Here is a 26,358-nt window from a genome sequence, read left to right on the forward strand (position 1 = left end):
GCGTGCATTCAGCATCTGTCAGGTCGAACCAATCCCCGTTTCAAGCATCTATAACCCCGATCTCCGTGGTTATAGCCGGGGGTGCCAGGCCTAGACGGTCGGGCTCGACGGCTGACACTGCACTCTGCAATCCATATGAATTTGATAGGGAAGGAACACCACAATGGCTATTACTAAAGACCAACTGATCGCTGACCTGGCTGAAGCAGTAGACGCACCGAAAACCACCGTGCGCGCTCTGCTGGACCAACTGAGCCAAGTTGTTGCTGACCAGCTGGAAAACGGCGGCGAAATCACTCTGCCAGGCGTTGGCAAACTGAAAGTGACCGAGCGTCCTGCCCGTACTGGCCGTAACCCTTCGACTGGCGCTGCCATCGAAATCGCTGCCAAGAAAGTTATCAAGCTGGTTGTGGCCAAAGGCCTGACCGACGCTGTTAACAAGTAAGACGCAGCAAAAAAAACCGTGCTCCGGAGCGATCCGGGCACGGTTTTTTGTTGCCTACGATTTGTCAGTCGCGAACCCAGCGCTGGCGCCAGATCTGTTGCTCGTTCTTGGTCTGGAAGGTCCACGCCACAAATCGGCTTTGCTTCTGACCCTGCGACATTTCCACGACCTGGCTTTCCAGGACACCGGCCTTTTTCAGGGCGGTCTCGATGGCGGGCAAGTTCGATGCTTTTGACACCAGGGTGCTGAACCACAACACCTTGTGGGCAAAATGCGCACTTTCAGCAATAAGCTGCGTCACAAACCGCGCTTCGCCGCCTTCACACCACAGCTCGGCCGATTGGCCACCGAAGTTCAGCACCGGCAACTTGCGTTTCGGATCGGCTTTGCCCAGGGCGCGCCACTTGCGTTCGCTGCCCTTGGTGGCCTCATCCATGGACGCATGGAACGGCGGGTTGCACATCGTCAGGTCAAAACGCTCACCCGGCTCCAGCAGGCCCAGCAGGATCTGCTTGGGATTGGTCTGCTGGCGCAACTGGATGACCTTGCTCAGGTCGTTGGATTGCACGATGGCCTTGGCCGCAGCCACGGCGATAGGGTCGACCTCCGAGCCGAGGAAATTCCAGCGGTACTCCATGTAGCCAATCAGCGGGTAGACACAGTTGGCGCCCATGCCGATGTCCAGCACCTTGACGATAGAGCCGCGTGGGATCTTGCCGTCGTTGGTGCTGGCCAGCAGGTCGGCCAGGAAGTGCACGTAGTCCGCACGCCCCGGCACCGGTGGGCACAGGTAGTCGGCCGGAATGTCCCAGTGCTGGATGCCATAGAAGGCTTTCAGCAGCGCTCGGTTGAACACGCGCACCGCATCCGGGCTGGCGAAGTCGATGCTCTCTTTGCCATAGGGGTTGATGATCACGAATTTCGCCAGTTCCGGCGTGGTCTTGATCAGCGCCGGGAAGTCGTAACGACCTGTGTGGCGGTTGCGTGGGTGCAATGTCGCCTCTTTGCGCGGCGCGACGGGCTTGGCCGTGGCGGCGGTTTTAGGCTTCTTGCGCGGAGGTTTTGGCGTGCTGGGGGCGGTCATGGGCTACGTCGATTCTGGGGTTGCTTCAAAAGTGATGGGTATTGTCACACATTCCGAAGTTGACCTCGGTTAAATGTGGGAGCGGGCTTGCTCGCGAATACGGTGGGTCAGTCATTGGGTGTGTGTCTGATAGACCGCATTCGCGAGCAAGCCCGCTCCCACATCGATTGGGTTTTCACACCCAAAAAAAAGAGGCCCTAAGGCCTCTTTCTGACACGCGGTCCACCTTACAGGCTGGAAATCCGCGCATGTTGCTCCGCCAGCTTGCCCAGGGCCTGTTCAGCCTCGGCCAGCTTGGCGCGTTCTTTCTCGATCACTTCAGCCGGTGCCTTGTCGACAAAGGCCGCGTTGGACAGCTTGCCGCCCACGCGTTGCACTTCGCCTTGCAGGCGGCCGATTTCCTTGTCGAGACGTGCCAGTTCGGCGCCCTTGTCGATCAGGCCGGCCATCGGCACCAGCACTTCCATCTCGCCGACCAGTGCGGTGGCGGACAGCGGTGCTTCTGCATCAGCTGCCAATACGGTGATCGACTCCAGCTTCGCCAGCTTCTTGAGCAGCGCATCGTTCTCGGTAAGGCGACGCTGGTCTTCAGCGCTGGCGTTCTTCACAAACACCGCCAATGGCTTACCTGGCCCGATGTTCATCTCGGCACGGATGTTACGCGTGCCCATCATCAGGGTCTTGAGCCATTCGATATCGCTTTCGGCCGCCTCATCGATGCGCGCTTCGTTGGCCACTGGCCAAGGTTGCAGCATGATGGTCTTGCCTTCGATACCGGCCAGCGGCGCCAGGCGCTGCCAGATTTCTTCGGTGATGAACGGCATGAACGGGTGTGCCAAACGCAGCGCCACTTCCAGCACGCGTACCAGGGTGCGACGGGTGCCGCGCTGGCGTTCGACCGGCGCGTTTTCGTCCCACAGCACCGGCTTGGACAGTTCCAGGTACCAGTCGCAATACTGGTTCCAGATGAACTCGTACAAGGCCTGTGCGGCCAGGTCGAAACGGAACTGGTCGAGTTGGCGGGTCACTTCGGCTTCGGTGCGCTGCAACTGCGAGATGATCCAGCGGTCAGCCAGGCTCAGCTCATAGGCTTCGCCGTTCTGGCCGCAGTCTTCGCCCTTGTCCAGCACGTAGCGCGCGGCGTTCCAGATCTTGTTGCAGAAGTTGCGATAGCCTTCGACGCGGCCCATGTCGAACTTGATGTCGCGACCGGTGGACGCCAGCGAGCAGAAGGTGAAGCGCAGGGCGTCGGTGCCGTAGCTGGCGATGCCGTCGGCGAATTCGTCGCGGGTCTGCTTTTCGATCTTCTTCGCCAGTTTCGGTTGCATCAGGCCCGAGGTGCGTTTCTGTACCAGGGTTTCCAGGTCGATGCCGTCGATGATGTCCAGTGGGTCCAGGACGTTGCCCTTGGACTTGGACATCTTCTGGCCCTGGCCATCACGCACCAGGCCGTGCACGTACACGGTCTTGAACGGTACCTGCGGCGTGCCATCCTCGTTCTTCACCAGGTGCATGGTCAGCATGATCATCCGGGCAACCCAGAAGAAAATGATGTCGAAACCGGTGACCAGTACGTCGGTGGAGTGGAATTTCTTGAGGAATTCGGTCTGCTGCGGCCAGCCCAGGGTGGAGAAGGTCCACAGGCCCGAGCTGAACCAGGTGTCCAGTACGTCGTTGTCCTGTTGCAGCGCAACGTCGGCACCGAGGTTGTGCTTGGCGCGCACTTCGGCTTCGTCGCGGCCTACATAGACCTTGCCCGACTCGTCGTACCAGGCCGGAATGCGGTGACCCCACCACAGCTGACGGCTGATGCACCAATCCTGGATGTCACGCATCCACGAGAAATACATGTTTTCGTACTGTTTCGGCACGAATTGGATGCGGCCATCTTCCACGGCGGCGATGGCAGGTTCTGCCAACGGCTTGGTGGACACGTACCACTGGTCGGTCAGCCAAGGCTCGATGATGGTGCCGGAGCGGTCGCCCTTTGGCACTTTCAGGCCGTGGTCATCAACGCTGACCAGCAGGCCAGCGGCGTCGAAGGCGGCAACAATCTGCTTGCGCGCTTCGAAACGGTCGAGGCCGGCGTATTCAGCCGGGATCTTGCCGTCGATGCCCTCGTTCAGCGTGCCGTCCAGGTTGAAGACCTGGCAGGCTGGCAGTACGGCGGCGTTTTTGTCGAAGATATTCAGCAGTGGCAGGTTGTGGCGCTTGCCGACTTCGTAGTCGTTGAAATCGTGGGCCGGGGTGATTTTCACGCAGCCGGTGCCGAATTCAGGGTCGCAGTAGTCGTCCGCGATAATCGGGATGCGGCGGCCGACCAATGGCAGCTCGACGAACTTGCCGATCAGCGCCTGGTAGCGCTCGTCGTTCGGGTTAACCGCGACGGCGGCATCGCCGAGCATGGTTTCCGGACGGGTGGTGGCGACGATCAGGTAGTCGTTGCCTTCAGCGGTCTTGGCGCCATCGGCCAGCGGGTACTTGAGGTTCCACAGGAAACCTTTCTCGTCGTGGTTTTCCACTTCGAGGTCGGAAATTGCCGTGTGCAGCTTGGTGTCCCAGTTGACCAGGCGCTTGCCGCGGTAGATCAGGCCGTCTTCATGCAGGCGCACGAAGGCTTCTTTCACGGCTTCCGACAGGCCGTCGTCCATGGTGAAGCGCTCGCGGCTCCAGTCTACGGACGAACCCAGGCGACGGATCTGACGGCTGATGTTGCCGCCGGACTGGTCTTTCCATTCCCAGATCTTTTCCAGGAATTTCTCGCGGCCCAGGTCATGACGGCTCTGGCCGGTGGCTTCGAGTTGGCGTTCCACCAGCATCTGGGTGGCGATACCGGCGTGGTCGGTACCCGGTTGCCACAGGGTGTTGCGGCCCTGCATGCGGCGGAAACGGATCAACGCATCCATGATCGCATTGTTGAAGCCATGGCCCATGTGCAGGCTGCCAGTGACGTTCGGTGGCGGAATCATGATGGTGTAGGAATCGCCCGCGCCTTGCGGGGCGAAATAATTCTCGGATTCCCAGGTGTTGTACCAGGAAGTTTCGATGGCGTGCGGCTGGTAGGTCTTATCCATGCGCGGCGGGACCCTAGTTGGCATTTATTCAGGAAAGCCGGCAAGTATAACGGGGGATAGGGCGCAGGGCGAGGCGAAGACGGGCTTGAAATGTATGGGCGGCAAATGTGGGAGCGGGCTTGCTCGCGAAAGCGGTGGATCAGCCAATGCATGTGCTGACGGTCACACCGTTTTCGCGAGCAAGCCCGCTCCCACAGGGGATCTGCGTTGGCTTCAATTCTGGTACTGGCTCAGCAACCGCTCCATCCGCGCATCCAGCCGGCGCTTGATCTCGGTCTCGATATGCGGGGCAAAGTCGTCGATCACGTCTTGCATGATCAACTGCGCGGCGGCGCGCAGTTCGTTGTCCAGATGCAGCAGCAGGGCGTCGGGGCCCTTTTCGGCGGGAGCAGGCTCGACAGCCACAGGCTCCGGCGCGACGGGTTTGCCGCCGATCATGTCGAACAACAGCGGAATCTGTACCTCACCCTCGACCGATTCGGTCAACAGCGGCGGTTGCAAGTCATCATCACCGAGCAACTGACGGATCGACTCCAGGTCGTCCAGCAGGTGGTCGTCTTTTTTTATAGGGTTGGGATTGTCCATCATGTACTCAAAGTCGTTGTAGCCGGTGATCTTGCAGAGGATAGCCCTGTTCGCGGTAGAAACGGAAACTCTCCCGCGCGGCCTGACGAATCGCCGGGTCTTCCACCACCACTTCCGCAACACGGGCGAAGGCCTTGGCGAACGGCGGTACTTTCAGGTCCAGGTTGACCAGCAGGTCCTGGTGATCGCCACAGCTGTCCCCCAAACCCAGGACAACCAGGCCGTCGGGTTCGGATTCTGCGGGGCCATGGGGCACAAAGCTTTCGCCCTTGAAGCGCCACAGGCGGGCATCCAGCTCATCGCGTTGGGCGGCATCGCTGCAATGCAGGTAGATGCGGTGGCCCATGCGCCAGGCTTTTTCGGTGAGTTTGCAGGCAAAGTCCAGGCGCGCGAGCGGGTCGGCGCTGGGCAATATATAGAAGTCGACTTGGGTCATTGCGGTTCCTGAGGCCGGGGCGGTGAGACAATCACCACCCCGGCGTCTTCAGTTTCAGGCCTTGGCGCGATCCAGCAGGTACTGGGTCAGCAGGGGAACCGGACGGCCGGTTGCGCCCTTGTCCTTGCCACCACTGGTCCAGGCCGTGCCGGCGATGTCCAGGTGCGCCCAGTTGAAGTTCTTGGCAAAGCGCGACAGGAAGCAAGCCGCGGTGATGGTGCCGGCTTTCGGGCCGCCAATGTTGGCGATGTCGGCGAACGGGCTGTCCAGCTGCTCCTGGTACTCATCGAACAGCGGCAGTTGCCAGGCACGGTCGTCGGCAGCTTTACCGGCGCTGAGCAGTTGCTCGATCAGCTCATCGCTGTTGCCCAGCAGGCCCGAAGTGTGGGAACCCAGGGCGACGATGCAGGCGCCGGTCAGGGTCGCGATGTCGATCACCGCCTGTGGCTTGAAGCGCTCGGCGTAGGTCAGGGCATCGCACAGCACCAGGCGGCCTTCGGCGTCGGTGTTGAGGATTTCGACGGTCTGGCCGCTCAGGGTGGTGACGATGTCGCCCGGACGGGTTGCGCCGCCGCTCGGCATGTTCTCGGCGCACGCCAGGATGCACACCAGGTTGATCGGCAGCTTGAGTTCCAGTACCGCGCGCAGGGTGCCGAACACGCTGGCGGCGCCGCCCATGTCGTACTTCATTTCGTCCATGCCCAGGCCCGGCTTGAGGCTGATGCCGCCGGTGTCAAAGGTAATGCCTTTGCCGACGAGGGCGTAAGGCTTCTCGGACTTCTTGCCGCCGTTGTATTGCATCACGATCAGGCGAGGCGGCTGGTCGCTGCCCTGGCCCACGGCATAGAACGAGCCCATGCCCAGTTCCTTGATCTTCTTCTCGTCCAGCACTTCGACTTTCAGGCCCTTGAACTCTTTGCCCAGTGCCTTGGCTTGTTCGCCGAGGAATGTCGGGTGGCAGATGTTCGGCGGCAGGTTGCCCAGGTCACGGGTGAACGACATGCCGTTGGCGATTGCGGTGGCGTGAGTCACGGCGCGCTCGACTTCAGCCTGGGCGGCCTTGATGGTCAGCAGGGTGATTTTCTTCAGGGCGCGGGGTTCGGCCTTGGTGCTCTTGAACTGGTCGAAAAGGTAGCCGCCGTCCACCAGGCTCTCAGCCAGCAGGCGGGTCTTGCCGTAGCTGTCACGGCCTTTGACCACGACTTCATCGAGCGCCAGCGCGGCGTCAGTGCCGCCCAGGCCCTTGAGGATGGTGAGGATGCCGCTGACGATTTTGCGGAACGGACGGTCGCCCAGTTCGGCGTCCTTGCCCACGCCGACCAGCAATACGCGGTCGGCTTTGAGGTTGGGCAGGCTCTGCAGCAGCAGGCTCTGGCCGACTTTGCCGGCCAGGTCGCCGCGCTTGAGCACTGCGCTGATGGCGCCGCCGCTGAGTTCGTCGAGTTGCTTGGCGGCAACGCCGAGCTTGCGGCCTTCGCCGATGGCGACCACGAGGGTGGCGGTTTTCAACGTTTCGGGGCTAACGCTTTTTACAACCAATTCCATTTTCGGGTCCCTTATAAAGGTCGGTTAGCCAGGAGTCTGTACTCCGGCTTTAATACCAGGCAGCTGTGTAAACCGCCGGCGACAAAGGCCGCAGTTTGAACCTCGCCGGCGGAGCCTGACAACCCTTGTCACCCGCTTTGTGCACGTGTATGAGCAAGCTCCGTGACAGGCGCGGTCAATCACAGGATAATGCGCCATCTTTTTAGCCGGCCCGTGTAAACGGGCTGACTCGGTATGCTTGCTTGTTTGGCCGCCTTAGCCTGACAACCCTGGAGTGTCTGGTTTGATCGTCTTCCGTTATCTGTCCCGCGAAGTCCTGTTGACCCTGAGTGCCGTGAGTGCGGTGTTGCTGGTCATCATCATGAGTGGTCGTTTCGTCAAATACCTGGCCCAGGCTGCCTCCGGCGCACTGGATCCGGGCTCGCTGTTCCTGATCATGGGCTTTCGCCTGCCGGGCTTCCTGCAGCTGATCCTGCCGCTCGGCCTGTTCCTCGGGATCCTGCTGGCCTACGGCCGCCTGTACCTCGAAAGCGAAATGACCGTGCTCTCGGCCACCGGCATGAGCCAGCAACGCCTGCTGGGCATGACCATGATTCCGGCTGCCGGCGTCGCGCTGATCGTGGCCTGGCTGAGCCTGAGCCTGGCCCCCCAGGGCGCCATGCAGTTCCAGTTGGTACTGAATAAACAGGACGCGATGACCGAGTTCGACACCCTCGAGCCGGGCCGCTTCCAGGCGCTCAATGACGGTTCACGGGTGACCTACACCGAAACCCTGACCGACGATCGCGCCAACCTGGGCGGCGTGTTCATCTCCGAGAAGCGCCTGGGGCAGGACAAGAAGGACCGGGGCATTTCCGTGTTGGTGGCCGATTCCGGTCGCCAGGAAGTGCGTCCTGACGGCAGTCGCTACCTGATCCTGGAAAATGGCTATCGCTATGATGGCAGCCCGGGCATGGCCGATTACCGTGCGATCAAGTACGACACCTATGGCGTGATGCTGGCCCGTCCGGATATCAGCGACGAAGTCACCGACCGCGACGCCATCCCGACCACCGAGCTGTTCGGCAGCAAGGAGCTGCGCTCGATTGCCGAGCTGCAATGGCGGATTTCCCTGCCGCTGCTGGTGTTTATCGTGACCTTGATGGCGGTGCCGCTGTCGCGCGTCAACCCGCGTCAGGGCCGCTTCCTCAAGCTGTTGCCGGCGATCCTGCTGTACATGGCTTACCTCACCATCCTGATTTCCGCCCGTGGCTCCCTTGAGAAAGGCAAGCTGTCGCCGACCCTGGGCCTGTGGTGGGTGCACGGGATCTTCCTGGTGATTGGCCTGGGCCTGCTCTATTGGGAACCGATCCGTTTGAAAATGATGAGCCGTCGTGGCCAGAAGGAGTTGGCTCGTGGCTAAGCTCGATCGCTACATTGGTAGCAGCGTACTGATCGCCATCCTGGCGGTGTTGGGCATCATCCTCGGCTTGGCGTCGTTGTTCGCCTTCATCGATGAAGTGGGCAACGTCACCGACACCTACACCGTGTGGGACGTGCTGAGCTACGTGGCCCTCACCGCGCCACGCCGCCTCTACGACATGATGCCGATGGCCGCGCTGATCGGCTGCCTGATCGGCCTGGGCAGCCTGGCCAGCAACAGCGAGCTGACCATCATGCGCGCCGCCGGCGTGTCCATCGGTCGTATCGTGTGGGCGGTCATGAAGCCCATGCTGCTGCTGATGGCGTGCAGTGTGCTGATCGGTGAATACGTGGCGCCGCCGGCCGAAACCACGGCCCAGGCCAATCGTGCCCTGGCCCAGGGTTCGGGCGACGCCCAAAGCTCCAAGCACGGCCTGTGGCACCGTCAGGGCGATGAATTTATCCACATCAACGCCGTGCAGCCGGGCGGTTTGTTGATTGGTGTGACGCGTTACACCTTTGACAAAGAGCGCCACCTGCTGTCGTCGAGTTTCGCCAAACGTGCGCAATACAGTGGCGAAAAGTGGCAGCTGAGCGACATTACCACTACGTATTTCCGCAACATCGACAAAGGCTCCAACGCCAGCACCGAAGTGATCAATGTGCCGAGCGAAGAGTGGGACATCGCCCTCAAGCCGCAATTGCTCAATACCGTGGTGATGATCCCGGAAAGCCTGCCGATCTCCGGGCTGTGGGGTTACATCCACTACTTGAAGGACCAGGGTCTGAACAATGGCCGCTACTGGTTGGCATTTTGGGTCAAGGTGTTGCAGCCGGTGGTGACGGCCGCGTTGGTGCTGATGGCGATTTCCTTCATCTTCGGCCCGCTGCGTTCCGTGACCTTGGGCCAGCGCGTATTCACCGGCGTGCTGGTGGGCTTCACCTTCCGCATCGCCCAGGACCTGCTTGGCCCGTCGAGCCTGGTGTTTGGCTTTTCGCCACTGTTTGCGGTGCTCGTGCCCACGGCCATCTGCGCCTTGGCCGGGTTCTGGCTACTGCGCCGGGCCGGTTGATACCGCGCTTATGAACAAAAAATGCCCCGGTCGAGAGATCGGGGCATTTTTGTTCTGGTCAGCAAAGATGACGTCTGGCCTGAGCATCAGGTACAATTCCCGGCTATTTTTCAGCGGGCAATCTGCCTGCAGCCTTTTTGAGTGTTGATCCGTGAGTGATTTGAGTCATATCCGCAATTTCTCCATCATCGCCCACATTGACCATGGTAAGTCGACGCTGGCCGATCGATTCATCCAGATGTGCGGCGGCCTTGCCGAGCGTGAAATGGAAGCCCAGGTCCTGGATTCCATGGACCTCGAACGCGAGCGCGGGATCACCATCAAGGCCCACAGCGTCACCCTGTACTACACCGCCAAAGACGGTATCAAGTACCAGCTGAACTTCATTGACACCCCGGGCCACGTCGACTTTACCTATGAAGTCAGCCGTTCCCTGGCGGCCTGCGAAGGCGCGTTGCTGGTGGTGGACGCGGGCCAGGGCGTTGAAGCCCAGTCCGTCGCCAACTGCTACACGGCTATCGAGCAGGGCCTGGAAGTGATGCCGGTGCTGAACAAGATCGACTTGCCACAAGCCGATCCGGACCGCGTCAAAGAAGAAATCGAAAAAATCATCGGCATTGACGCCACCGACGCCGTCGAGTGCAGCGCCAAGACCGGCCTGGGCGTCGACGAAGTGCTCGAGCGCCTGGTCAAGACCATTCCTGCGCCAACCGGCAACTACGAAGATCCGCTGCAAGCGTTGATCATCGACTCCTGGTTCGACAACTACCTGGGCGTTGTTTCCCTGGTCCGCGTGCGCCATGGCCGTGTGAAGAAAGGCGACAAGATCCTGGTCAAGTCCACCGGCAAGATCCACCTGGTGGACAGCGTCGGTGTCTTCAACCCCAAGCACACCGCGACCACTGATCTGAAAGCCGGCGAAGTAGGCTTCATCATTGCCGGTATCAAGGACATCCACGGTGCGCCAGTCGGTGACACCCTGACCTTGAGCTCCACCCCTGACGTCGACGTGCTGCCGGGCTTCAAGCGCATCCAGCCGCAAGTCTACGCCGGCCTGTTCCCCGTCAGCTCCGACGACTTCGAAGACTTCCGCGAAGCCCTGCAAAAGCTGACCCTCAACGACTCGTCGTTGCAGTACACCCCGGAAAGCTCCGACGCCCTGGGCTTCGGCTTCCGTTGCGGCTTCCTCGGCATGCTGCACATGGAGATCATCCAGGAGCGCCTCGAGCGCGAATACGACCTGGACCTGATCACCACCGCGCCGACGGTTATTTTCGAGTTGGCGCTGAAAACCGGTGAAACGATTTACGTCGACAACCCGTCCAAGCTTCCAGACCTGTCTTCCATCGAAGACATGCGCGAACCGATCGTGCGCGCCAATATTCTTGTGCCGCAGGAACACCTGGGCAACGTCATTACCCTGTGTATCGAAAAGCGTGGCGTACAGCACGACATGCTGTTCCTCGGTACCCAGGTGCAAGTGACCTACGATTTGCCGATGAACGAAGTGGTGCTGGACTTCTTCGACCGTCTCAAATCCACCAGTCGCGGCTATGCTTCGCTGGATTACCATTTCGACCGTTACCAATCGGCTAATCTGGTGAAACTGGATGTGCTGATCAACGGCGACAAGGTCGATGCCCTGGCACTCATCGTGCACAAGGACAACGCGCACTACAAAGGTCGCCAGTTGACCGAGAAGATGAAAGAACTGATTCCGCGCCAGATGTTCGACGTCGCGATCCAGGCCGCCATTGGCGGGCAGATCATTGCACGGACCTCCGTCAAGGCACTCAGAAAGAACGTACTGGCCAAATGCTACGGTGGTGACGTAAGCCGTAAGCGCAAGCTGCTTGAGAAGCAAAAGGCCGGTAAAAAACGCATGAAGCAAGTAGGTAACGTGGAAATTCCACAAGAAGCCTTCCTTGCGGTGCTCAGGTTGGATAGTTAGGTCCTATGTCGCTAAATTTCCCGCTGTTGCTGGTCATCGCCGTTGCCGTTTGCGGTCTCTTGGCGTTGCTCGATCTGGTGTTCTTCGCCCCGCGTCGGCGGGCGGCTATCGCGTCCTATCAGGGCAGCGTCAGCCAGCCCGATGGCGTGGTGATCGAGAAGCTGAACAAAGAGCCTTTGCTGGTTGAATACGGCAAGTCGTTCTTCCCGGTGTTGTTCATCGTGCTGGTGCTGCGTTCGTTCCTGGTAGAGCCGTTTCAGATTCCTTCGGGGTCGATGAAACCTACCCTGGATGTGGGCGACTTCATCCTGGTGAACAAGTTTTCCTACGGGATCCGCCTGCCGGTGATCGACAAGAAGGTCATCGAAGTCGGTGATCCGCAACGCGGCGATGTGATGGTGTTCCGCTATCCGAGCGACCCGAACGTCAACTACATCAAGCGTGTGGTTGGCCTGCCGGGCGACGTGATCCGCTACACCAGCGACAAGCGCTTGTTCATCAACGGTGAGTCGGTGGCCGAGAAACTGATCGGCTCCGAGCCGAACAGCCTGGGCAGCGCTGAGCTGTATCAGGAAAAACTCGGTACGGTAGAGCACGAAATCCGCAAGGAAATGAGCCGCTACCGTGCCCAGCCTGACGGCCAGTGGACAGTGCCGGCCGGGCACTACTTCATGATGGGCGACAACCGCGACAACTCCAATGACAGCCGGTACTGGGATGATCCCAACATTCCCAAGGACCTGCTGGGCATGGTTCCCGACCAGAATATCGTCGGCAAGGCCTTCGCGGTCTGGATGAGCTGGCCGGAACCCAAACTCAGCCACCTGCCGAACTTCTCGCGGGTCGGGCTGATCAAGTAATACAGGCGGCGCTGTGAACACAGCGCCGAATGCTTTTCTGGGGTGGGGACAAATCTGTCCTGCCTCATGCTGTACCAACCAGGATTTGAATTTGAACACTGCGTCAATCGTCGATGGCCGCCGGTGCCACCAAACAGATATGGGTAAACCGTGACCGTTTCTCTAAGTCGTCTCGAGCGTCAGCTCGGCTACACCTTCAAGGACCAGGAATTGATGGTCCTTGCCCTCACACACCGCAGCTTTGCAGGGCGCAACAACGAGCGCCTGGAATTCCTCGGTGATGCCATCCTCAATTTCGTCGCCGGTGAAGCGCTGTTCGAACGCTTCCCCCAAGCCCGTGAAGGCCAGCTGTCGCGCCTGCGCGCACGCCTGGTGAAGGGCGAGACCCTGGCGGTGCTGGCCCGTGGCTTCGGCCTGGGCGAGTACCTGCGCCTGGGGTCCGGTGAACTGAAGAGCGGTGGTTTCCGCCGTGAGTCGATCCTGGCCGACGCCCTCGAAGCGCTGATTGGTGCCATCTACCTCGATGCAGGCATGGAAGCAGCCAAGGAGCGCGTCACCGCGTGGCTGACCTCCGAGATCGAAAGCCTCACGCTGGTCGACACCAACAAAGACCCCAAGACCCGCCTGCAGGAATTCCTGCAGTCCCGTGGTTGCGAACTGCCACGCTACGAAGTGGTGGATATCCAGGGTGAGCCCCATTGCCGCGTGTTTTTCGTGGAATGTGAAATCACCTTACTGAACGAAAAAAGCCGAGGTCAGGGTGTGAGCCGTCGTATTGCCGAACAGGTAGCGGCCGCTGCAGCACTGATTGCCCTGGGCGTGGAGAATGGCCATGACTGATTCAACCGCAACACGCTGTGGCTATGTTGCCATCGTCGGCCGCCCGAACGTGGGCAAGTCCACGCTGCTGAACCACATCCTCGGCCAAAAGCTCGCGATCACCTCGCGCAAGCCGCAGACCACCCGCCACAACATGCTGGGCATCAAGACCGAAGGCACCGTGCAAGCGGTCTACGTCGACACCCCAGGCATGCACAAAGGTGGCGAGAAAGCCCTGAACCGCTACATGAACAAGACCGCTTCGGCGGCGTTGAAAGACGTCGACGTGGTGATCTTCGTGGTCGACCGCACCAAGTGGACCGACGAAGACCAAATGGTCCTGGAGCGTGTGCAGTACGTCACCGGCCCGCTGATCGTCGCGTTGAACAAGACCGACCGCATCGAAGACAAAGCCGAATTGATGCCGCATCTGAGCTGGCTGCAGGAACAACTGCCGAACGCCCAGATCATCCCGATCTCGGCCCAGCATGGCCACAACCTGGATGCCCTGGAGCGCGTGATCGCCGAGCACCTGCCGGAGAACGAGCATTTCTTCCCGGAAGACCAGATCACCGACCGCAGCAGTCGTTTCCTCGCCGCCGAACTGGTGCGCGAGAAAATCATGCGCCAGATGGGCGCCGAGCTGCCGTACCAGATCACCGTCGAAATCGAAGAGTTCAAGCAGCAGGGCAAGACCTTGCACATCCATGCGCTGATCCTCGTCGAACGTGACGGCCAGAAGAAAATCATCATTGGCGACAAGGGCGAGCGCATCAAGCGTATCGGCACCGAAGCGCGCAAGGACATGGAATTGCTGTTCGATTCCAAGATCATGCTTAACCTGTGGGTGAAGGTGAAGGGTGGCTGGTCCGATGATGAGCGTGCATTGCGCTCCCTGGGCTACGGCGACCTGTAAAACACCGCACGATGATGGGCGGGCTTGTTGTGGCGAGGGAGCTTGCTCCCGCTGGGCCGCGAAGCGGCCCCAGTAAGGCCACTGAGTTTTTTCAGATACAACTCGGTGGCTGACTATAGGTCTGCTTCGCAGCCCAGCGGGAGCAAGCTCCCTCGCCACAAAAGTGCTCTCCTTCTTCAGAGATTTCCCGTCTCATGTCCCAATCCCCACCCCCCAGCCAACTCGCCTACGTCCTGCACAGCCGCGCCTACCGTGAGACCAGCGCCTTGGTGGACTTCCTCACGCCCCAAGGCCGCCTGCGTGCAGTCTTGCGTAGTGCGCGAGGCAAGGCGGGCACGCTGGCACGGCCATTCGTGGCCCTGGACGTGGAGTTTCGCGGCAAGGGCGAGCTGAAGAACGTCGGTCGCATGGAAAGCGTCGGCACGTCCGCCTGGCTCAATGGCGAGGCGCTGTTCAGTGGGCTCTACCTCAATGAACTGTTGATCCGCCTGCTCCCTGCCGAAGACCCGCACCCGGCCGTCTTCGATCACTACGCTGCCACCTTGCTGGCCCTGGCCGAAGGGCGCCCTCTGGAACCACTGCTGCGCGCCTTCGAATGGCGCCTGCTCGACGACCTGGGCTACGGTTTTGAACTGACCAATGACCTGCACGGCGAACCCATCGCGGCCGACGGCATGTACCGTCTGCAGGTCGACGCCGGCCTGGAGCGTGTCTACCTGCTGCAACCGGGCCTGTTCCAGGGCACCGAGTTGCTGGCCATGAGCGAAGCCGACTGGACCGCTCCCGGTGCCTTGTCTGCCGCCAAGCGCCTGATGCGCCAGGCCCTGGCCGTGCACTTGGGCGGACGGCCGCTGGTCAGTCGCGAGTTGTTTCGAAAGCCCTGACAACCCCGTGTATGCTGTGCAGCGTTTCTTTCCCTTTTCAGGAGCGCTTCCGTGACCACCAGCAATCGCATTCTTCTTGGCGTCAACATCGACCACGTCGCTACCCTGCGCCAGGCCCGGGGCACCCGTTACCCTGACCCGGTCAAGGCCGCGCTGGACGCCGAAGAAGCGGGCGCCGACGGCATCACCGTGCACCTGCGCGAAGACCGCCGCCACATCCAGGAGCGCGACGTGCTGGTGCTCAAGGACGTGCTGCAAACCCGCATGAACTTCGAAATGGGCGTCACCGAAGAAATGATGCAGTTCGCCGAGCGCATCCGCCCGGCGCACATCTGCCTGGTACCGGAAACCCGTCAGGAACTGACCACCGAAGGCGGCCTCGATGTGGCCGGCCAGGAAGCGCGGATCAAGGCGGCAGTGGAACGCCTGTCGAAGATCGGCAGCGAAGTGTCGCTGTTCATCGACGCTGACGAGCGCCAGATCGAAGCCTCGCGCCGTGTCGGTGCACCGGCCATTGAACTGCACACCGGGCGTTACGCCGATGCCACCACGCCCACCGAAGTGGCCGATGAGCTGCAACGTATCATCGACGGCGTGAGCTGCGGCCTCAAGCAAGGCTTGATCGTCAACGCCGGCCATGGCCTGCACTACCACAACGTCGAAGCCGTGGCCGCGATCAAGGGCATCAATGAGTTGAACATCGGCCATGCGCTGGTGGCGCACGCGCTGTTCGTCGGTTTCAAGGGTGCCGTGGCCGAGATGAAAGCCCTGATCCTGGCGGCCGCCAAGGCCTGATCCGCCCACTGCGGCAATGCGAAGCCTTACTGTTTAGCCAGGGCAGGTGTATCGTATCTGCCCTTTGCAGGCCCTGGGCCTGCGGCCGATACGTGAGGTAGTTGTGTCCCGATCCTTTTCCCGTCGACAAATCCTGGGTGGTCTTGCAGGCCTGGCCGTAGTGGGCGTCGGTGCCGGTGGCGCCTACCGCTACTGGCTGGGGAAAGTTGCCGAGGCCGAGGCGGGCCATGACTACGAGCTGATCGCCGCGCCCCTGGAGGTGGAACTGGTGCCGGGCCATAAGACCGAAGCCTGGGCGTTCGGTCCGTCAGCGCCGGGCACCGAGTTGCGGGTGCGCCAGGGCGAATGGCTGCGGGTGCGTTTTATCAACCACTTGCCGGTCGCCACGACCATCCACTGGCATGGCATCCGCCTGCCGCTGGAAATGGACGGCGTGCCCTACGTCTCGCAGTTGCCGGTACTGCCCGGTGAGTATTTCGACTACAAATTCCGTGTGCCCGACGCCGGCAGCTACTGGTATCACCCCCACGTGAACAGCAGCGAAGAACTCGGCCGTGGCTTGGTCGGCCCGCTGATCATCGAAGAGCGCGAACCCACCGGTTTCAAGTACGAGTGCACGCTTAGCCTGAAGAGCTGGCACGTGGACGAAGAGGGCGCTTTCGTGGCCTTCAGCATTCCCCGTGAAGCGGCACGCGGCGGCACGGCCGGGCGGTTGTCGACGATCAATGGCGTGTCCCAGGCAGTCGTCGATTTGCCCGCCGGGCAGATCACTCGCGTGCGTCTGCTCAACCTCGACAACACCCTGACCTATCGCATCAACATTCCGGATGTCGAGGCGCAGATCTACGCGCTGGACGGCAACCCCATCGAGCCGCGCCCGCTGGGCAAGGAATACTGGTTGGGCCCCGGCATGCGCATCTGCCTGGCGATCAAGGCACCGCCGGCGGGCGAAGAGCTGTCGATCCGCAATGGCCCGGTACGCCTGGGCACCTTCCGTTCGGTGGCCAACGCCGATGCGCCGACTGAGTGGCCGCCTGCATTGCCCGCCAACCCGATTGCCGAGCCAGACCTGGCCAATGCGGAGAAACTCAACTTCAATTTCGAGTGGGTCGGCACGGTGTCCGTGGATGACGGGAAACCACCGAGCCTGTGGCAGATCAACGGCAAGGCCTGGGACATCACCGACAAGACCTGCGCCGACCGCCCGATTGCCAAGCTGGAAAAGGGCAAGAGCTACATTTTCGAATTGAAGAACATGACCCAGTACCAGCACCCGATTCACCTGCACGGCATGAGCTTCAAGGTGATCGCCTCGAACCGCCACAAGGTGATCCCGTACTTCACCGACACCTACCTGCTGGGTAAAAACGAGCGCGCTCGCGTGGCGTTGGTGGCGGATAATCCAGGGGTGTGGATGTTCCACTGCCACGTGATCGACCACATGGAAACCGGCCTGATGGCCGCCATCGAGGTGGCGTGATGCGCCAGTTCCGCCCCACCGCAATCATCGACCGCAGCCGCGACCAGGACTTCATGCGCGAAGCCCTGGCCCTGGCTGCCCAAGGCGCGGCATTGGGTGAAGTGCCCGTCGGTGCGGTGCTGGTGCAAGACGGCGAAATCATCGGCCGTGGCTTCAACTGCCCCATCAGCGGCAACGACCCCAGCGCCCACGCCGAAATGGTCGCCATCCGCGCCGCCGCGCAAGCCATCAGCAACTATCGCCTGGTGGGCAGCACGCTCTATGTGACCCTGGAGCCGTGCAGCATGTGCGCGGGGCTGATCGTGCATTCGCGGATTGCGCGCGTGGTGTACGGCGCGCTGGAACCCAAAGCGGGGATCGTGCAAAGCCAGGGGCAGTTTTTTACCCAGGGCTTTCTCAATCATAAGGTGCTGTTTGAAGGAGGGGTGCTGGCCGAGGAGTGCGGGACGGTCTTGAGTGAGTTCTTCAAGGCGCGAAGAGCCAAGCCGTCCCTTTGAGATTTATTTGCGGGCGATGATCACCGCCCGCATCGGTGCAGGCAGCCCTTCAATCGTCTTGCTGTGATCGTGCGGATCGAGGAAATCACTCAGCGACTGGTACTTCATCCACTCTGTCCCACGCTGTTCCTCGACGGTGGTGACGCTCACATCCACACAGCGCACATCACTGAACCCGGCACGCCGCAGCCACAGCATCAACGCTGGCACCGACGGCAGGAACCACACGTTGCGCATCTGCGCGTAGCGATCTTCCGGCACCAGCACCTGCTGCTGATCGCCTTCGACCACCAGGGTTTCCAGCACCAATTCGCCGCCCTTGACCAGGGTGTCCTTCAGCGCGAGCAAATGCTCGATGGGCGAACGCCGGTGATAGAACACGCCCATGGAAAACACCGTGTCGAACCCTTCCAGGTTCGCTGGCAGGTCTTCGAACGGGAACGGCAGGTGCCACGCCTTGGGTTCTGACAGGTAACGCTGCACCGCCTGGAACTGACAGAAGAACAACCAGTTCGGGTCCACGCCAATCACGCTGTCGGCCCCGGCGCCGAGCATGCGCCACATGTAGTAACCGTTGCCGCAGCCCACGTCGAGGATGCGCTTGCCCTTCAGGTTCAGGTGCGGTGCCACGCGGGACCACTTCCAGTCCGAGCGCCATTCGGTGTCCACATGCACGCCGAACAGGTTGAATGGACCTTTGCGCCACGGGCTCAGGCCCATCAGCGCGGCATGCATCTGCTCGCGGGTGTCGTCGCAATCGGTATCGAGCGTCAGTCCGTTGAGTAAATCCACTTCGCTGGGCTGGATTTTTGGCAATGCATCCAGCGCACTCTGCCAGCGCTCCAGGTCGCCATGACCCTTTTCCATCTTGCTATCGAGTTGCGCTTGCAGGCCCTGGGCCCACACGGCCAGGGGAGTGCCGACCAGATGGCGGGCGAGGGGAGACAGATCAATCATGGCAAGGCAATCAACGAGGCAAAGTTAAGACACTGGAACCACGGCACGACTGTCGAAAACCCGGCCGCCAGCAGGCGCTCGCGGTGTTCTTCGAGGCTGTCGGGCTTCATGACGTTTTCGATGGCGCTGCGTTTCTGGGCGATTTCCAATTCGCTGTAGCCGTTGGCGCGTTTGAACGCGATGTGTAGATCGGTGAGCAGCGCGTGTTCTTCGGGATCATTGAAGCGCAGCTTTTCCGAGAGGATCAGCGCGCCACCCGGCAACAGCGACTGGCGGATGCGCGCGAGCAAGGCCAGGCGCTCATCGGGCGCGATGAATTGCAGGGTGAAATTCAGCGCCACCACCGAGGCCGGCTGGAACTGCAGCGCGAGGATATCGCCCTCGATAACCTCGACCGGCAGCAGCTCCTGGAACATCGAGTCTTGGCCATTGAGGTATTCACGGCAACGCTCGACCATCGCGGCCGAGTTATCCACCGCGATCACCCGGCAACCGTCGGTGCGCACGTGGCGGCGCAGGGCCTGGGTCACCGCGCCCAGCGAGGATCCCAGGTCATATAGCACGCTGTTAGGTTGGGCAAACTGCGCGGCGAGGACGCCGAGGTTCTCGACGATGGTCGGGTAACCGGGCACCGAGCGCTTGATCATGTCCGGGAACACCCGCACCACGTCCTCGTTAAAGGCGAAGTCCGGCACCTGGGGCAGGGGCTGGGCGAATAGGCGATCGGGTTCTTTGCTCACGGTTGTTCCGGCGACGATGGGGAAAGGCCGGCATTTTAGCCAACTTGGCCTTGGTGTGCGCGGGTTGTCTGATAAACCGTGATGGAGCTTTCGGTACTGGCTTCACCTCCCCGGCGATCTCCGTCACTTTTTGGCGGTAGGGCCCGTGTGAATAGCAAAAGCACCCTCAACCTCAATGATGTTTTTTGGTGGAAAGATGTTTTGTGCAGTGAGCTTGAACTGGCCCTCGTAGCGGCCAGTTTTATGGTCAAAATCAACGGTCACACGACCGCTGCTGGTTAAATAGTGCGAGGGAGCAGTGTTTCCACCGCCTATGAGTGCGCGAATGTGATCGCCTGGAAAATCATGTTCGCCGTAGGGTATGTGCGCCACCATATCAATCTGGATGATGCGCAGAAGGCTGGCTGAATCCTCATCCACGCCTACGATCCTTGTCAGTCCATTCTCGTGCGTCAGATAAACCGCGTTTGCAACGAAATTCGCTTTACCGTTGATGGATGCGGTCAATGTTCCCTTGGCTTTCTTGAGTGTTCTACGGGTGGCCATGATTGAATCCTTCTGACCCATTCGCCCACATGATTATGCGCGTTGTCCCATGACGTTATCGGCAGACGCCTACTTTACGTAACTGTTAAAACTACCAGTCGTTTAGACGTTTTGATTCTAGGCAGGGCGTAGGAAAGAGGACTTGGTTTTTTCAAGGATTGTCGCTGGGGTGTTCTGTCTGTGTACCGAGTGCAAACGCAGATGCAGTGATACCCCACTGTCCCAGCCAATACGTGGTGATCAGCAAATACGGCGCCGCATCGAACGCCACCACAAACCGATTGATACCGATCAGCGTGTCAGAAAACACAAACGACGCCGCACCCGCCGCCGCCAGCCATGCCGAGCGTTTCGGCACGTCGCTGCCCAGCCGCGCCAACGCACGCCAGAGCATGGCGCTGATCACCAGCGCGTAAACCACCACCGGAACCAGCAGGTCGCCCAGGCCATGGGAGATCAGGATGTTCAACAGGATTGCGCCTACGCCCAGCGCCAATATCAGCGGCAGCAGCGCCAGGCGGCGGCAATCGCTGAAGTAGGCTTTCAGATACGCCAAATGCGCAAACAGGAAGGCACCCAGGCCAAAGATAAACAGGTCGCCCGGCCAGGCGAGCAATACGTCACCCACCAAGGAAAAAATCAGCCCCAGGCTGATCCAGCGTCGATAGTCGGTGGGCGGTGCATCATGCAGCCAACCCAACAGCGCCAGCACCGGCAGCGGTTTGACCAGCAGGCACAGCAAGGTGGCGTGGGTGGTCAGGCCGTAGATAAAGGTGCCGGCGCCCATCAACGCAAGAATCAGCCATGGCATATCAGTTCACCGTGATGGCGCAGTCAAAGGTTTCGACGGGTTCGGCTTCCGGCTCCCAGGGTTGCTGGGAGGTCAGGCGCAAGCGCCCCTGGCCGGCTGCGAAAGCCTGGAAACGCCAGGTCGACTGGCCACCGCCGCCGATCACGCCGGATTCCGAGCTGCTGTAGACCTCCGGGCTCAGCGCGCGCAGCACGCCGCCAGCGGAGTCCTGGATGGCCCAGCGGTAACCGGTGGTGGGGTTGCTTGGCAGCGTGAGGATCAGGTTTTGTCCGCTTTTGAGCTGGAGCGGGCAGGCGCTCTGGTTGTCCACGGTGACGTTTTGCTTCGGTGCACTGGCGCACGCGGCCAGCAGGGCAAGGCTCAAGGGGAGAAGCAGGCGGGCAGCGGTCATGGGGGCTCCGTTGATTCACGACGAAGGGCGAGCATAACCGAAGATGAGACAAGGTGTGACAGGAGGGGATTTTGTGGTGACTGGGCGGGCGCTTTCGCGAGCAAGCCCGCTCCCACATTTTGACCAGGTACATCCTTTGGAATGCGGTCAAAATGTGGGAGCGGGCTTGCTCGCGAAGAGGGCATTAAAGCCGATAGAGATCTGTCAGAACAGCACTTTGGCCACATCCGCAAAGCGCTTGGCAAAGTGCACCGTCATGCCTTCCTTCAGGTATTCCGGCAACTCTTCATAGCTGCCACGGTTCGGCTCCGGCAGGATCAGCTCATGGATCTTCTGGCGCCGCGCCGCAATCACCTTTTCGCGCACCCCGCCAATCGGCAGCACGTGCCCGGTCAGCGTCAGCTCGCCGGTCATGGCCACGCCTTTTTTCGGCGGCTGGTTACGTGCCAGCGACAGCAGCGCACTGGCCATGGTCACCCCGGCGCTCGGGCCGTCTTTCGGCGTGGCGCCTTCCGGCACGTGCAAGTGCACGAAGGCTTCATCGAAGAACTTCGCATCACCGCCAAACGACTTCAGGTTCGAGCTGATGTAGCTGTAGGCGATTTCCGCAGACTCCTTCATCACTTCGCCCAATTGCCCGGTGAGCTTGAAACCGCGATTGAGCGTGTGGATACGCGTCGCCTCGATCGGCAGCGTCGCGCCGCCCATGCTGGTCCAGGCCAGGCCTGTGATCACGCCGGTGCCGGACAGTACTTGCTCGTTGCGGAATACCGGGATGCCCAGTGAGCTTTCCAGGTCCTTGTTGCCGATCTTGATCACCGAATCCGGCTCGTCCAGCAACTTGACCACCGCCTTGCGCACCAGTTTGCCCAGCTGTTTCTCCAGCTGACGCACCCCGGCTTCGCGAGCGTAACCGTCGATCAACGCACGCAAGGCGCCATCACTGATGGTCAGGCTGTTTTTCGACACGCCGGCTTTTTCCAGCTGTTTCGGCCATAGGTGGCGCTTGGCGATGGCGACTTTTTCTTCGGTGATATAGCCCGACAGGCGAATCACTTCCATACGGTCCAGCAGCGGTCCGGGGATGGAGTCCAGGGTGTTGGCGGTGCACACGAACAGCACTTTGGACAGGTCCAGGCGCAGGTCCAGGTAATGGTCGAGGAATTCGACGTTCTGCTCAGGGTCAAGGGTTTCCAGCAAGGCCGATGCCGGGTCGCCCTGGAAGCTTTGGCCCATCTTGTCGATCTCGTCGAGCATGATCACCGGGTTCATCACTTCCACATCTTTAAGCGCCTGCACCAGCTTGCCCGGCAGGGCGCCGATGTAGGTACGGCGATGGCCCTTGATCTCGGCCTCGTCGCGCATGCCGCCGACGCTGAAGCGGTAGAACGGCCGGCCCAGGGACTCGGCGATGGATTTACCCACGCTGGTCTTGCCCACGCCCGGCGGGCCGACCAGCAGTACGATGGAGCCGGCGACTTCGCCTTTGTAGGCGCCCACCGCAAGGAATTCGAGGATGCGGCTCTTGATGTCATCCAGGCCCGCATGGTGTTTATCCAGCACTTTTCGCGCATGTTTCAGGTCGAGTTTGTCCTCGCCAAACACGCCCCACGGCACCGAAGTGGCCCAGTCCAGGTAGTTGCGTGTCACCGCGTATTCCGGTGAACCGGTTTCGAGGATCGACAGTTTGTTCAATTCTTCATCGATGCGTTTTTTCGCCTGGGGCGGCAGCACTTTGCCTTCCAGGCGTTGCTCGAACTGTTCGACGTCCGCGCTGCGGTCGTCCTTGGTCAGGCCCAGCTCTTGCTGGATGACCTTGAGTTGTTCCTTGAGGAAGAACTCGCGCTGGTGCTCGCCGATCTTGCGGTTGACCTCGGCGGACAGTTCTTTTTGCAGGCGCGCGACTTCAACCTCTTTGCGCAGCATCGGCAGCACTTTTTCCATGCGCTTGAGCATGGGCACGCAGTCCAGCACTTCCTGCAACTCGTTACCGGTGGCCGACGTCAGCGCGGCGGCGAAGTCGGTGAGTGGCGACGGGTCGTTGGGGCTGAAGCGGTTGAGGTAGTTCTTCAACTCTTCGCTGTACAGCGGGTTGAGGGGCAGCAGTTCCTTGATCGCATTGATCAGCGCCATGCCGTAAGCCTTGACCTCATCGGTCGGCTCGCTCGGCTGGTGCGGGTATTCGACTTCCACCAGGTACGGTGGGCGGTGGTGCTTGAGCCAGGTCTTGATGCGCACGCGCGTCAGGCCCTGGGCGACGAATTGCAGCTTGCCGTTTTCGCGGCTGGCGTGGTGCACCTTCACCAGGGTGCCGTACAGCGGCAGGCTGGAGGTGTCGAAGTGGCGCGGGTCTTCCGGTGGCGTGTCCATGAAGAACAGGGCCAGGGAATGGTGGTCGGATTTGCTCACCAACTCCAGGGTTTCGGCCCACGGCTCTTCGTTGACGATCACCGGCAGCACTTGCGCCGGGAAGAAGGGCCGGTTGTGGATCGGGATGATGTAGACCTTGTCCGGCAGGTTTTGCCCTGGCAGGGCCAGGCCGGTATTGGACGAGGCGGATTCAGCGTTTTCGGGGTCGGCGTAGTCGTTGAGGTCGTAATCAGGGAATTCTTGCTGGTCGCTCATGGGGCACCTGCATAAGGAAGTATGCAGGTTAGATGGGGCGGGGTAGCGGTGGTTTCAATGGTCGCGTGAAGTTAGCAACAAATTGCATGAATTCAGCTGATCTTATGCAGATAGCTCGGCAATGGCTGCTCCGGCAGCACTGACAACACTTTCAACCGTTGCAGCATGCGCTGCCGTGCGCGTTGCAGGTGCTCACGCAGATTCAACGCCGCTGCATCAAATGCACCGTGCAGCAACAACTCCAGAATCAACCGATGTTCGGCCAGCATGGCCGGATCGGCGCCGATCCCCAGCAAACGGTAGAAAATCCGGCTGATGATCATCGGGCTTTGGCCTTGGCGGATCAACGCCGCGATCTTGCGATTCTGCAGGCCGGCGAGGCAGCGCTGGTGCAAGTCCTCCTCGATCTGTTCGATGGCCTCCAGGCTGCAGTGGGCGCTGTCCTGGGCGTCCAGCACGCGTTGCAACATCGCTTCCAGCATCTCGCGGTCCAGCCCCGGCGCACTTTGGCGCAAAGCTTCGGGTTCCAGGCAGGCGCGCAGCTCGTAGTCTTCGGTGACTTCACGGGCGGTCAGCGGTCCGGCCAACCATTGGGAGTAGGGCTCTTTTTCCACCAGTCCCCGGTCGCGCAGGCGCATCAGCGCTTCACGCACCACCGCGCGGCTGACGCCGTAGTGGTCGGCGGCGGCTTGCTCATCGAGGCGGTAATGGCCGAAGGCAATGCAGGTGGATAACGCCGCGCCGATCTCTTCGACGATGCGCTCGCCCAGTGGCCGCGTGTCCACCAACTCATCTTCGCCGTTGAGGCCCAGATGCGCGTGGCTCAGGGGCAGGCGTAGCGGCTCCATCGCCAAGCCTTCGGGATTGATCAGGTAACCCCGGCCGTTGAAGCGGCAGATCAGGCCTTCCTCATGCAGTAGGTCCAGTGCCCGACGCACCGGCACACGACTGGTGCCGAACAATTCAGCCAGTGGCGCCTCCAGCAAGACCAAGCCGTGGCGCGCGGTGCCGTTGACGATCGCATCACGCAATACCTGGTGAATCATCGCGTAACGGGAGGCCGAGGCGGACGCTGCTTTCATCGCTTTCTCTGAGGCTTGTAGGACGGTGGCCGGGGATTCTCTCATAAGTTACGCCTGTCACCCTGCGCCACAGCGGTGGCACCTTTGTGGGGCTCGGAATCGGGGAATGTTACTTTTCTGCACCAAAATGTACTTATTAATAAAAGATACATTATTTCATTGAAGGCGCTTTCCAGCGGCCTGGCAAGATTTTTTCCGGCTGGTTAAAACCATCTATCCCGTAGCTCTGGGCGAAATCCCCTGATTGCGTAAATGCTGCCTGAGAAAGACTGGCACGAAAGCTGCCTTTGTAAAATGTACATTTTATTAATATGTACGTTTTTTGAGGGTCACCTTGATGTCAGACGCCACTTCAATGGCCGAGGATTTCGCCAGCGGTCGCAGCGATCCGGTGCAAATCCTCGAACAGGCACTCGAAAAGGCGAGTGAGGTCCCGGCGGTGTTTATCAGCCTGACCGCCGAGCGTGCGCGTCGCGAAGCCGAAGCCTCTGCCGCCCGCTGGCGCGCCGGCCAGCCATTGAGCGTATTCGACGGCGTGCCTCTGGCCTGGAAAGATCTGTTCGACGTGGCCGGCAGCGTCACCACTGCGGGCGCCGCTTACCGCCGCAACGCGCCCGCTGCGTTGCTCGACGCACCGACCGTGGGCCTGCTGTGCCGCGCCGGGATGGTCAGCGTGGGCAAGACCAACCTCAGCGAGCTGGCCTATTCCGGCCTGGGCCTGAACCCGCATTTCGGCACGCCGCACAACCCCCATGGCACTGACCAACCGCGCATTCCCGGCGGTTCGTCGTCCGGTTCTGCGGTGGCCGTCGCCGCTGGCATCGTGCCGATCGCCATGGGCACCGACACCGCCGGTTCGATCCGCATCCCCTCGGCCTTCAACGGCCTGGTGGGTTACCGCAGCAGCAGCCGACGCTACAGCCGCGACAGCGTGTTCCCGTTGGCCCATACCCTCGACAGCCTGGGCCCGCTGACCCGCAGTGTGCGTGATGCCCTGGCCATCGACGATCTGCTGCATGGCCGCACTCAAACCCACACCGCTCGTAGCCTCAAGGGCCAGCGTTTTGTGCTGGCGCAACAAGACGTCGAAGCCGCCGTGCGCAACAACCTGCTGCGCGCCGTGGAGCAACTCAAGGCCCACGGCGCACTGATCGAAGAACGCGAATGCCCGACCTTCCAGGCCACCCTGGACCTGATCAAACACCACGGCTGGCTCGGTTCCTTCGAAGCCTTCGCCCTGCACGAAGCCTTGCTCGACAGCCCTGACGCCGAACAACTCGACCCGCGCGTACGCCGCCGCCTCGAAGCCGCGCGCACGCTGCCGGCCAGCCAACTGCTGCATCTGGTCGATGCCCGCCGTC

24 protein-coding genes are annotated in these 26,358 nt (G+C 60.9%); 12 read left to right on the forward strand and 12 right to left on the reverse strand.

What is annotated here, in order from left to right; translation table 11 throughout:
- Positions 1-163 precede the first annotated feature (163 nt).
- Complete coding sequence (locus HX823_RS10680) at positions 164-445, forward strand: HU family DNA-binding protein (protein ID WP_003188840.1); 282 nt, start codon at positions 164-166, stop codon at positions 443-445.
- Between the two features lie 64 nt (positions 446-509).
- Here HX823_RS10680 and rlmF read toward each other — a convergent pair whose 3' ends face one another.
- From rlmF to HX823_RS10705, 5 genes are all read right to left on the reverse strand, one after another.
- Entirely contained in the window at positions 510-1,529 is a 1,020-nt protein-coding gene (rlmF, locus tag HX823_RS10685) for a 23S rRNA (adenine(1618)-N(6))-methyltransferase RlmF (protein ID WP_177074838.1), read from the reverse strand.
- 227 nt (positions 1,530-1,756) lie between these two features.
- A complete protein-coding gene (locus tag HX823_RS10690; RefSeq protein ID WP_177074839.1) occupies positions 1,757-4,603 on the reverse strand; it encodes a valine--tRNA ligase in 2,847 nt (948 codons plus the stop codon).
- Between the two features lie 213 nt (positions 4,604-4,816).
- Positions 4,817-5,188, reverse strand: a complete 372-nt coding sequence (locus HX823_RS10695) for a DNA polymerase III subunit chi (RefSeq protein ID WP_177074862.1) — start codon at positions 5,186-5,188, stop codon at positions 4,817-4,819.
- 7 nt (positions 5,189-5,195) lie between these two features.
- A complete protein-coding gene (locus HX823_RS10700; protein ID WP_033902453.1) occupies positions 5,196-5,624 on the reverse strand; it encodes a DNA polymerase III subunit chi in 429 nt (142 codons plus the stop codon).
- 54 nt (positions 5,625-5,678) lie between these two features.
- Positions 5,679-7,169 (reverse strand): leucyl aminopeptidase, encoded by a 1,491-nt coding sequence (locus HX823_RS10705; protein ID WP_038851273.1) that lies wholly within the window; start codon positions 7,167-7,169, stop codon positions 5,679-5,681.
- Positions 7,170-7,452: 283 nt separating this feature from the next.
- On the opposite strand from HX823_RS10705, the gene lptF reads away from it, so the two are divergent.
- The 10 genes from lptF (at position 7,453) to tadA (ending at position 17,845) form a co-directional block, all read left to right on the forward strand.
- Positions 7,453-8,571, forward strand: a complete 1,119-nt coding sequence (gene lptF / locus HX823_RS10710) for an LPS export ABC transporter permease LptF (protein WP_028618984.1) — start codon at positions 7,453-7,455, stop codon at positions 8,569-8,571.
- Complete coding sequence (gene lptG / locus HX823_RS10715) at positions 8,564-9,643, forward strand: LPS export ABC transporter permease LptG (protein WP_033902451.1); 1,080 nt, start codon at positions 8,564-8,566, stop codon at positions 9,641-9,643. Before lptF ends, lptG begins: the two co-directional genes overlap by 8 nt.
- 151 nt (positions 9,644-9,794) lie before the next feature.
- The gene (gene lepA / locus HX823_RS10720; protein WP_003210439.1) at positions 9,795-11,594 is read left to right on the forward strand and encodes a translation elongation factor 4; all 1,800 of its coding nucleotides are present in this window, start codon (positions 9,795-9,797) and stop codon (positions 11,592-11,594) included.
- Positions 11,595-11,599: 5 nt separating this feature from the next.
- Positions 11,600-12,454, forward strand: coding sequence for a signal peptidase I (gene lepB, locus HX823_RS10725; protein ID WP_033902450.1), 855 nt, complete (start codon positions 11,600-11,602; stop codon positions 12,452-12,454).
- Positions 12,455-12,604: 150 nt separating this feature from the next.
- A complete protein-coding gene (rnc, locus tag HX823_RS10730; RefSeq protein WP_033902449.1) occupies positions 12,605-13,294 on the forward strand; it encodes a ribonuclease III in 690 nt (229 codons plus the stop codon).
- Positions 13,287-14,189 (forward strand): GTPase Era, encoded by a 903-nt coding sequence (gene era / locus HX823_RS10735; protein WP_033902448.1) that lies wholly within the window; start codon positions 13,287-13,289, stop codon positions 14,187-14,189. The genes rnc and era overlap by 8 nt, the downstream gene beginning before the upstream one ends.
- Before the next feature lie 194 nt (positions 14,190-14,383).
- Complete coding sequence (gene recO, locus HX823_RS10740; protein ID WP_177074840.1) at positions 14,384-15,073, forward strand: DNA repair protein RecO; 690 nt, start codon at positions 14,384-14,386, stop codon at positions 15,071-15,073.
- A 51-nt stretch (positions 15,074-15,124) separates the two neighbouring features.
- Entirely contained in the window at positions 15,125-15,868 is a 744-nt protein-coding gene (pdxJ, locus tag HX823_RS10745) for a pyridoxine 5'-phosphate synthase (RefSeq protein WP_038851278.1), read from the forward strand.
- Between the two features lie 103 nt (positions 15,869-15,971).
- Positions 15,972-17,348: a multicopper oxidase family protein gene (locus tag HX823_RS10750; RefSeq protein WP_152514769.1), complete on the forward strand. Its 1,377-nt coding sequence runs from the start codon at positions 15,972-15,974 to the stop codon at positions 17,346-17,348.
- Complete coding sequence (gene tadA, locus HX823_RS10755) at positions 17,348-17,845, forward strand: tRNA adenosine(34) deaminase TadA (RefSeq protein ID WP_033902446.1); 498 nt, start codon at positions 17,348-17,350, stop codon at positions 17,843-17,845. The genes HX823_RS10750 and tadA overlap by 1 nt, the downstream gene beginning before the upstream one ends.
- Before the next feature lie 3 nt (positions 17,846-17,848).
- Here the strand turns inward: tadA and cmoB are convergent, their stop codons facing one another.
- The 7 genes from cmoB to HX823_RS10790 all read right to left on the reverse strand — a co-directional run bounded on the left by cmoB (position 17,849) and on the right by HX823_RS10790 (position 24,997).
- Positions 17,849-18,802 (reverse strand): tRNA 5-methoxyuridine(34)/uridine 5-oxyacetic acid(34) synthase CmoB, encoded by a 954-nt coding sequence (gene cmoB, locus HX823_RS10760; RefSeq protein ID WP_177074841.1) that lies wholly within the window; start codon positions 18,800-18,802, stop codon positions 17,849-17,851.
- On the reverse strand, positions 18,799-19,542 hold the full coding sequence (gene cmoA / locus HX823_RS10765; RefSeq protein WP_033902444.1) for a carboxy-S-adenosyl-L-methionine synthase CmoA: 744 nt from the start codon (positions 19,540-19,542) through the stop codon (positions 18,799-18,801). The genes cmoB and cmoA overlap by 4 nt, the downstream gene beginning before the upstream one ends.
- A 123-nt stretch (positions 19,543-19,665) precedes the next feature.
- Positions 19,666-20,088: a hypothetical protein gene (locus tag HX823_RS10770; RefSeq protein ID WP_177074842.1), complete on the reverse strand. Its 423-nt coding sequence runs from the start codon at positions 20,086-20,088 to the stop codon at positions 19,666-19,668.
- A gap of 151 nt (positions 20,089-20,239) precedes the next feature.
- Positions 20,240-20,899 (reverse strand): lysoplasmalogenase, encoded by a 660-nt coding sequence (locus tag HX823_RS10775; RefSeq protein WP_177074843.1) that lies wholly within the window; start codon positions 20,897-20,899, stop codon positions 20,240-20,242.
- A gap of 1 nt (position 20,900) precedes the next feature.
- Entirely contained in the window at positions 20,901-21,290 is a 390-nt protein-coding gene (locus tag HX823_RS10780; RefSeq protein ID WP_033902441.1) for a protease inhibitor I42 family protein, read from the reverse strand.
- A gap of 204 nt (positions 21,291-21,494) precedes the next feature.
- Positions 21,495-23,915, reverse strand: a complete 2,421-nt coding sequence (gene lon, locus HX823_RS10785; protein ID WP_256350079.1) for an endopeptidase La — start codon at positions 23,913-23,915, stop codon at positions 21,495-21,497.
- A 92-nt stretch (positions 23,916-24,007) separates the two neighbouring features.
- On the reverse strand, positions 24,008-24,997 hold the full coding sequence (locus HX823_RS10790) for a GntR family transcriptional regulator (protein ID WP_038851289.1): 990 nt from the start codon (positions 24,995-24,997) through the stop codon (positions 24,008-24,010).
- Positions 24,998-25,334: 337 nt separating this feature from the next.
- Here HX823_RS10790 and HX823_RS10795 point away from each other — a divergent pair.
- The coding region (locus HX823_RS10795; protein WP_177074844.1) for an amidase family protein at positions 25,335-26,358 on the forward strand (1,024 nt) is incomplete at its 3' end.

Source organism: Pseudomonas sp. P7759 (assembly GCF_013386445.1).
GTDB lineage: Bacteria > Pseudomonadota > Gammaproteobacteria > Pseudomonadales > Pseudomonadaceae > Aquipseudomonas > Aquipseudomonas azotoformans_A.

Bases quoted from the DNA above. Each gene is read 5' to 3' on its own strand.
- HX823_RS10680 (WP_003188840.1), top strand. From the start codon at position 164: ATGGCTATTACTAAAGACCAACTGATCGCTGACCTGGCTGAAGCAGTA.
- rlmF (WP_177074838.1), bottom strand. From the start codon at position 1,529: ATGACCGCCCCCAGCACGCCAAAACCTCCGCGCAAGAAGCCTAAAACC.
- HX823_RS10690 (WP_177074839.1), bottom strand. From the start codon at position 4,603: ATGGATAAGACCTACCAGCCGCACGCCATCGAAACTTCCTGGTACAAC.
- HX823_RS10695 (WP_177074862.1), bottom strand. From the start codon at position 5,188: ATGGACAATCCCAACCCTATAAAAAAAGACGACCACCTGCTGGACGAC.
- HX823_RS10700 (WP_033902453.1), bottom strand. From the start codon at position 5,624: ATGACCCAAGTCGACTTCTATATATTGCCCAGCGCCGACCCGCTCGCG.
- HX823_RS10705 (WP_038851273.1), bottom strand. From the start codon at position 7,169: ATGGAATTGGTTGTAAAAAGCGTTAGCCCCGAAACGTTGAAAACCGCC.
- lepB (WP_033902450.1), top strand. From the start codon at position 11,600: ATGTCGCTAAATTTCCCGCTGTTGCTGGTCATCGCCGTTGCCGTTTGC.
- era (WP_033902448.1), top strand. From the start codon at position 13,287: ATGACTGATTCAACCGCAACACGCTGTGGCTATGTTGCCATCGTCGGC.
- recO (WP_177074840.1), top strand. From the start codon at position 14,384: ATGTCCCAATCCCCACCCCCCAGCCAACTCGCCTACGTCCTGCACAGC.
- tadA (WP_033902446.1), top strand. From the start codon at position 17,348: ATGCGCCAGTTCCGCCCCACCGCAATCATCGACCGCAGCCGCGACCAG.
- cmoB (WP_177074841.1), bottom strand. From the start codon at position 18,802: ATGATTGATCTGTCTCCCCTCGCCCGCCATCTGGTCGGCACTCCCCTG.
- HX823_RS10770 (WP_177074842.1), bottom strand. From the start codon at position 20,088: ATGGCCACCCGTAGAACACTCAAGAAAGCCAAGGGAACATTGACCGCA.
- HX823_RS10775 (WP_177074843.1), bottom strand. From the start codon at position 20,899: ATGCCATGGCTGATTCTTGCGTTGATGGGCGCCGGCACCTTTATCTAC.
- HX823_RS10780 (WP_033902441.1), bottom strand. From the start codon at position 21,290: ATGACCGCTGCCCGCCTGCTTCTCCCCTTGAGCCTTGCCCTGCTGGCC.
- lon (WP_256350079.1), bottom strand. From the start codon at position 23,915: ATGAGCGACCAGCAAGAATTCCCTGATTACGACCTCAACGACTACGCC.
- HX823_RS10790 (WP_038851289.1), bottom strand. From the start codon at position 24,997: ATGAAAGCAGCGTCCGCCTCGGCCTCCCGTTACGCGATGATTCACCAG.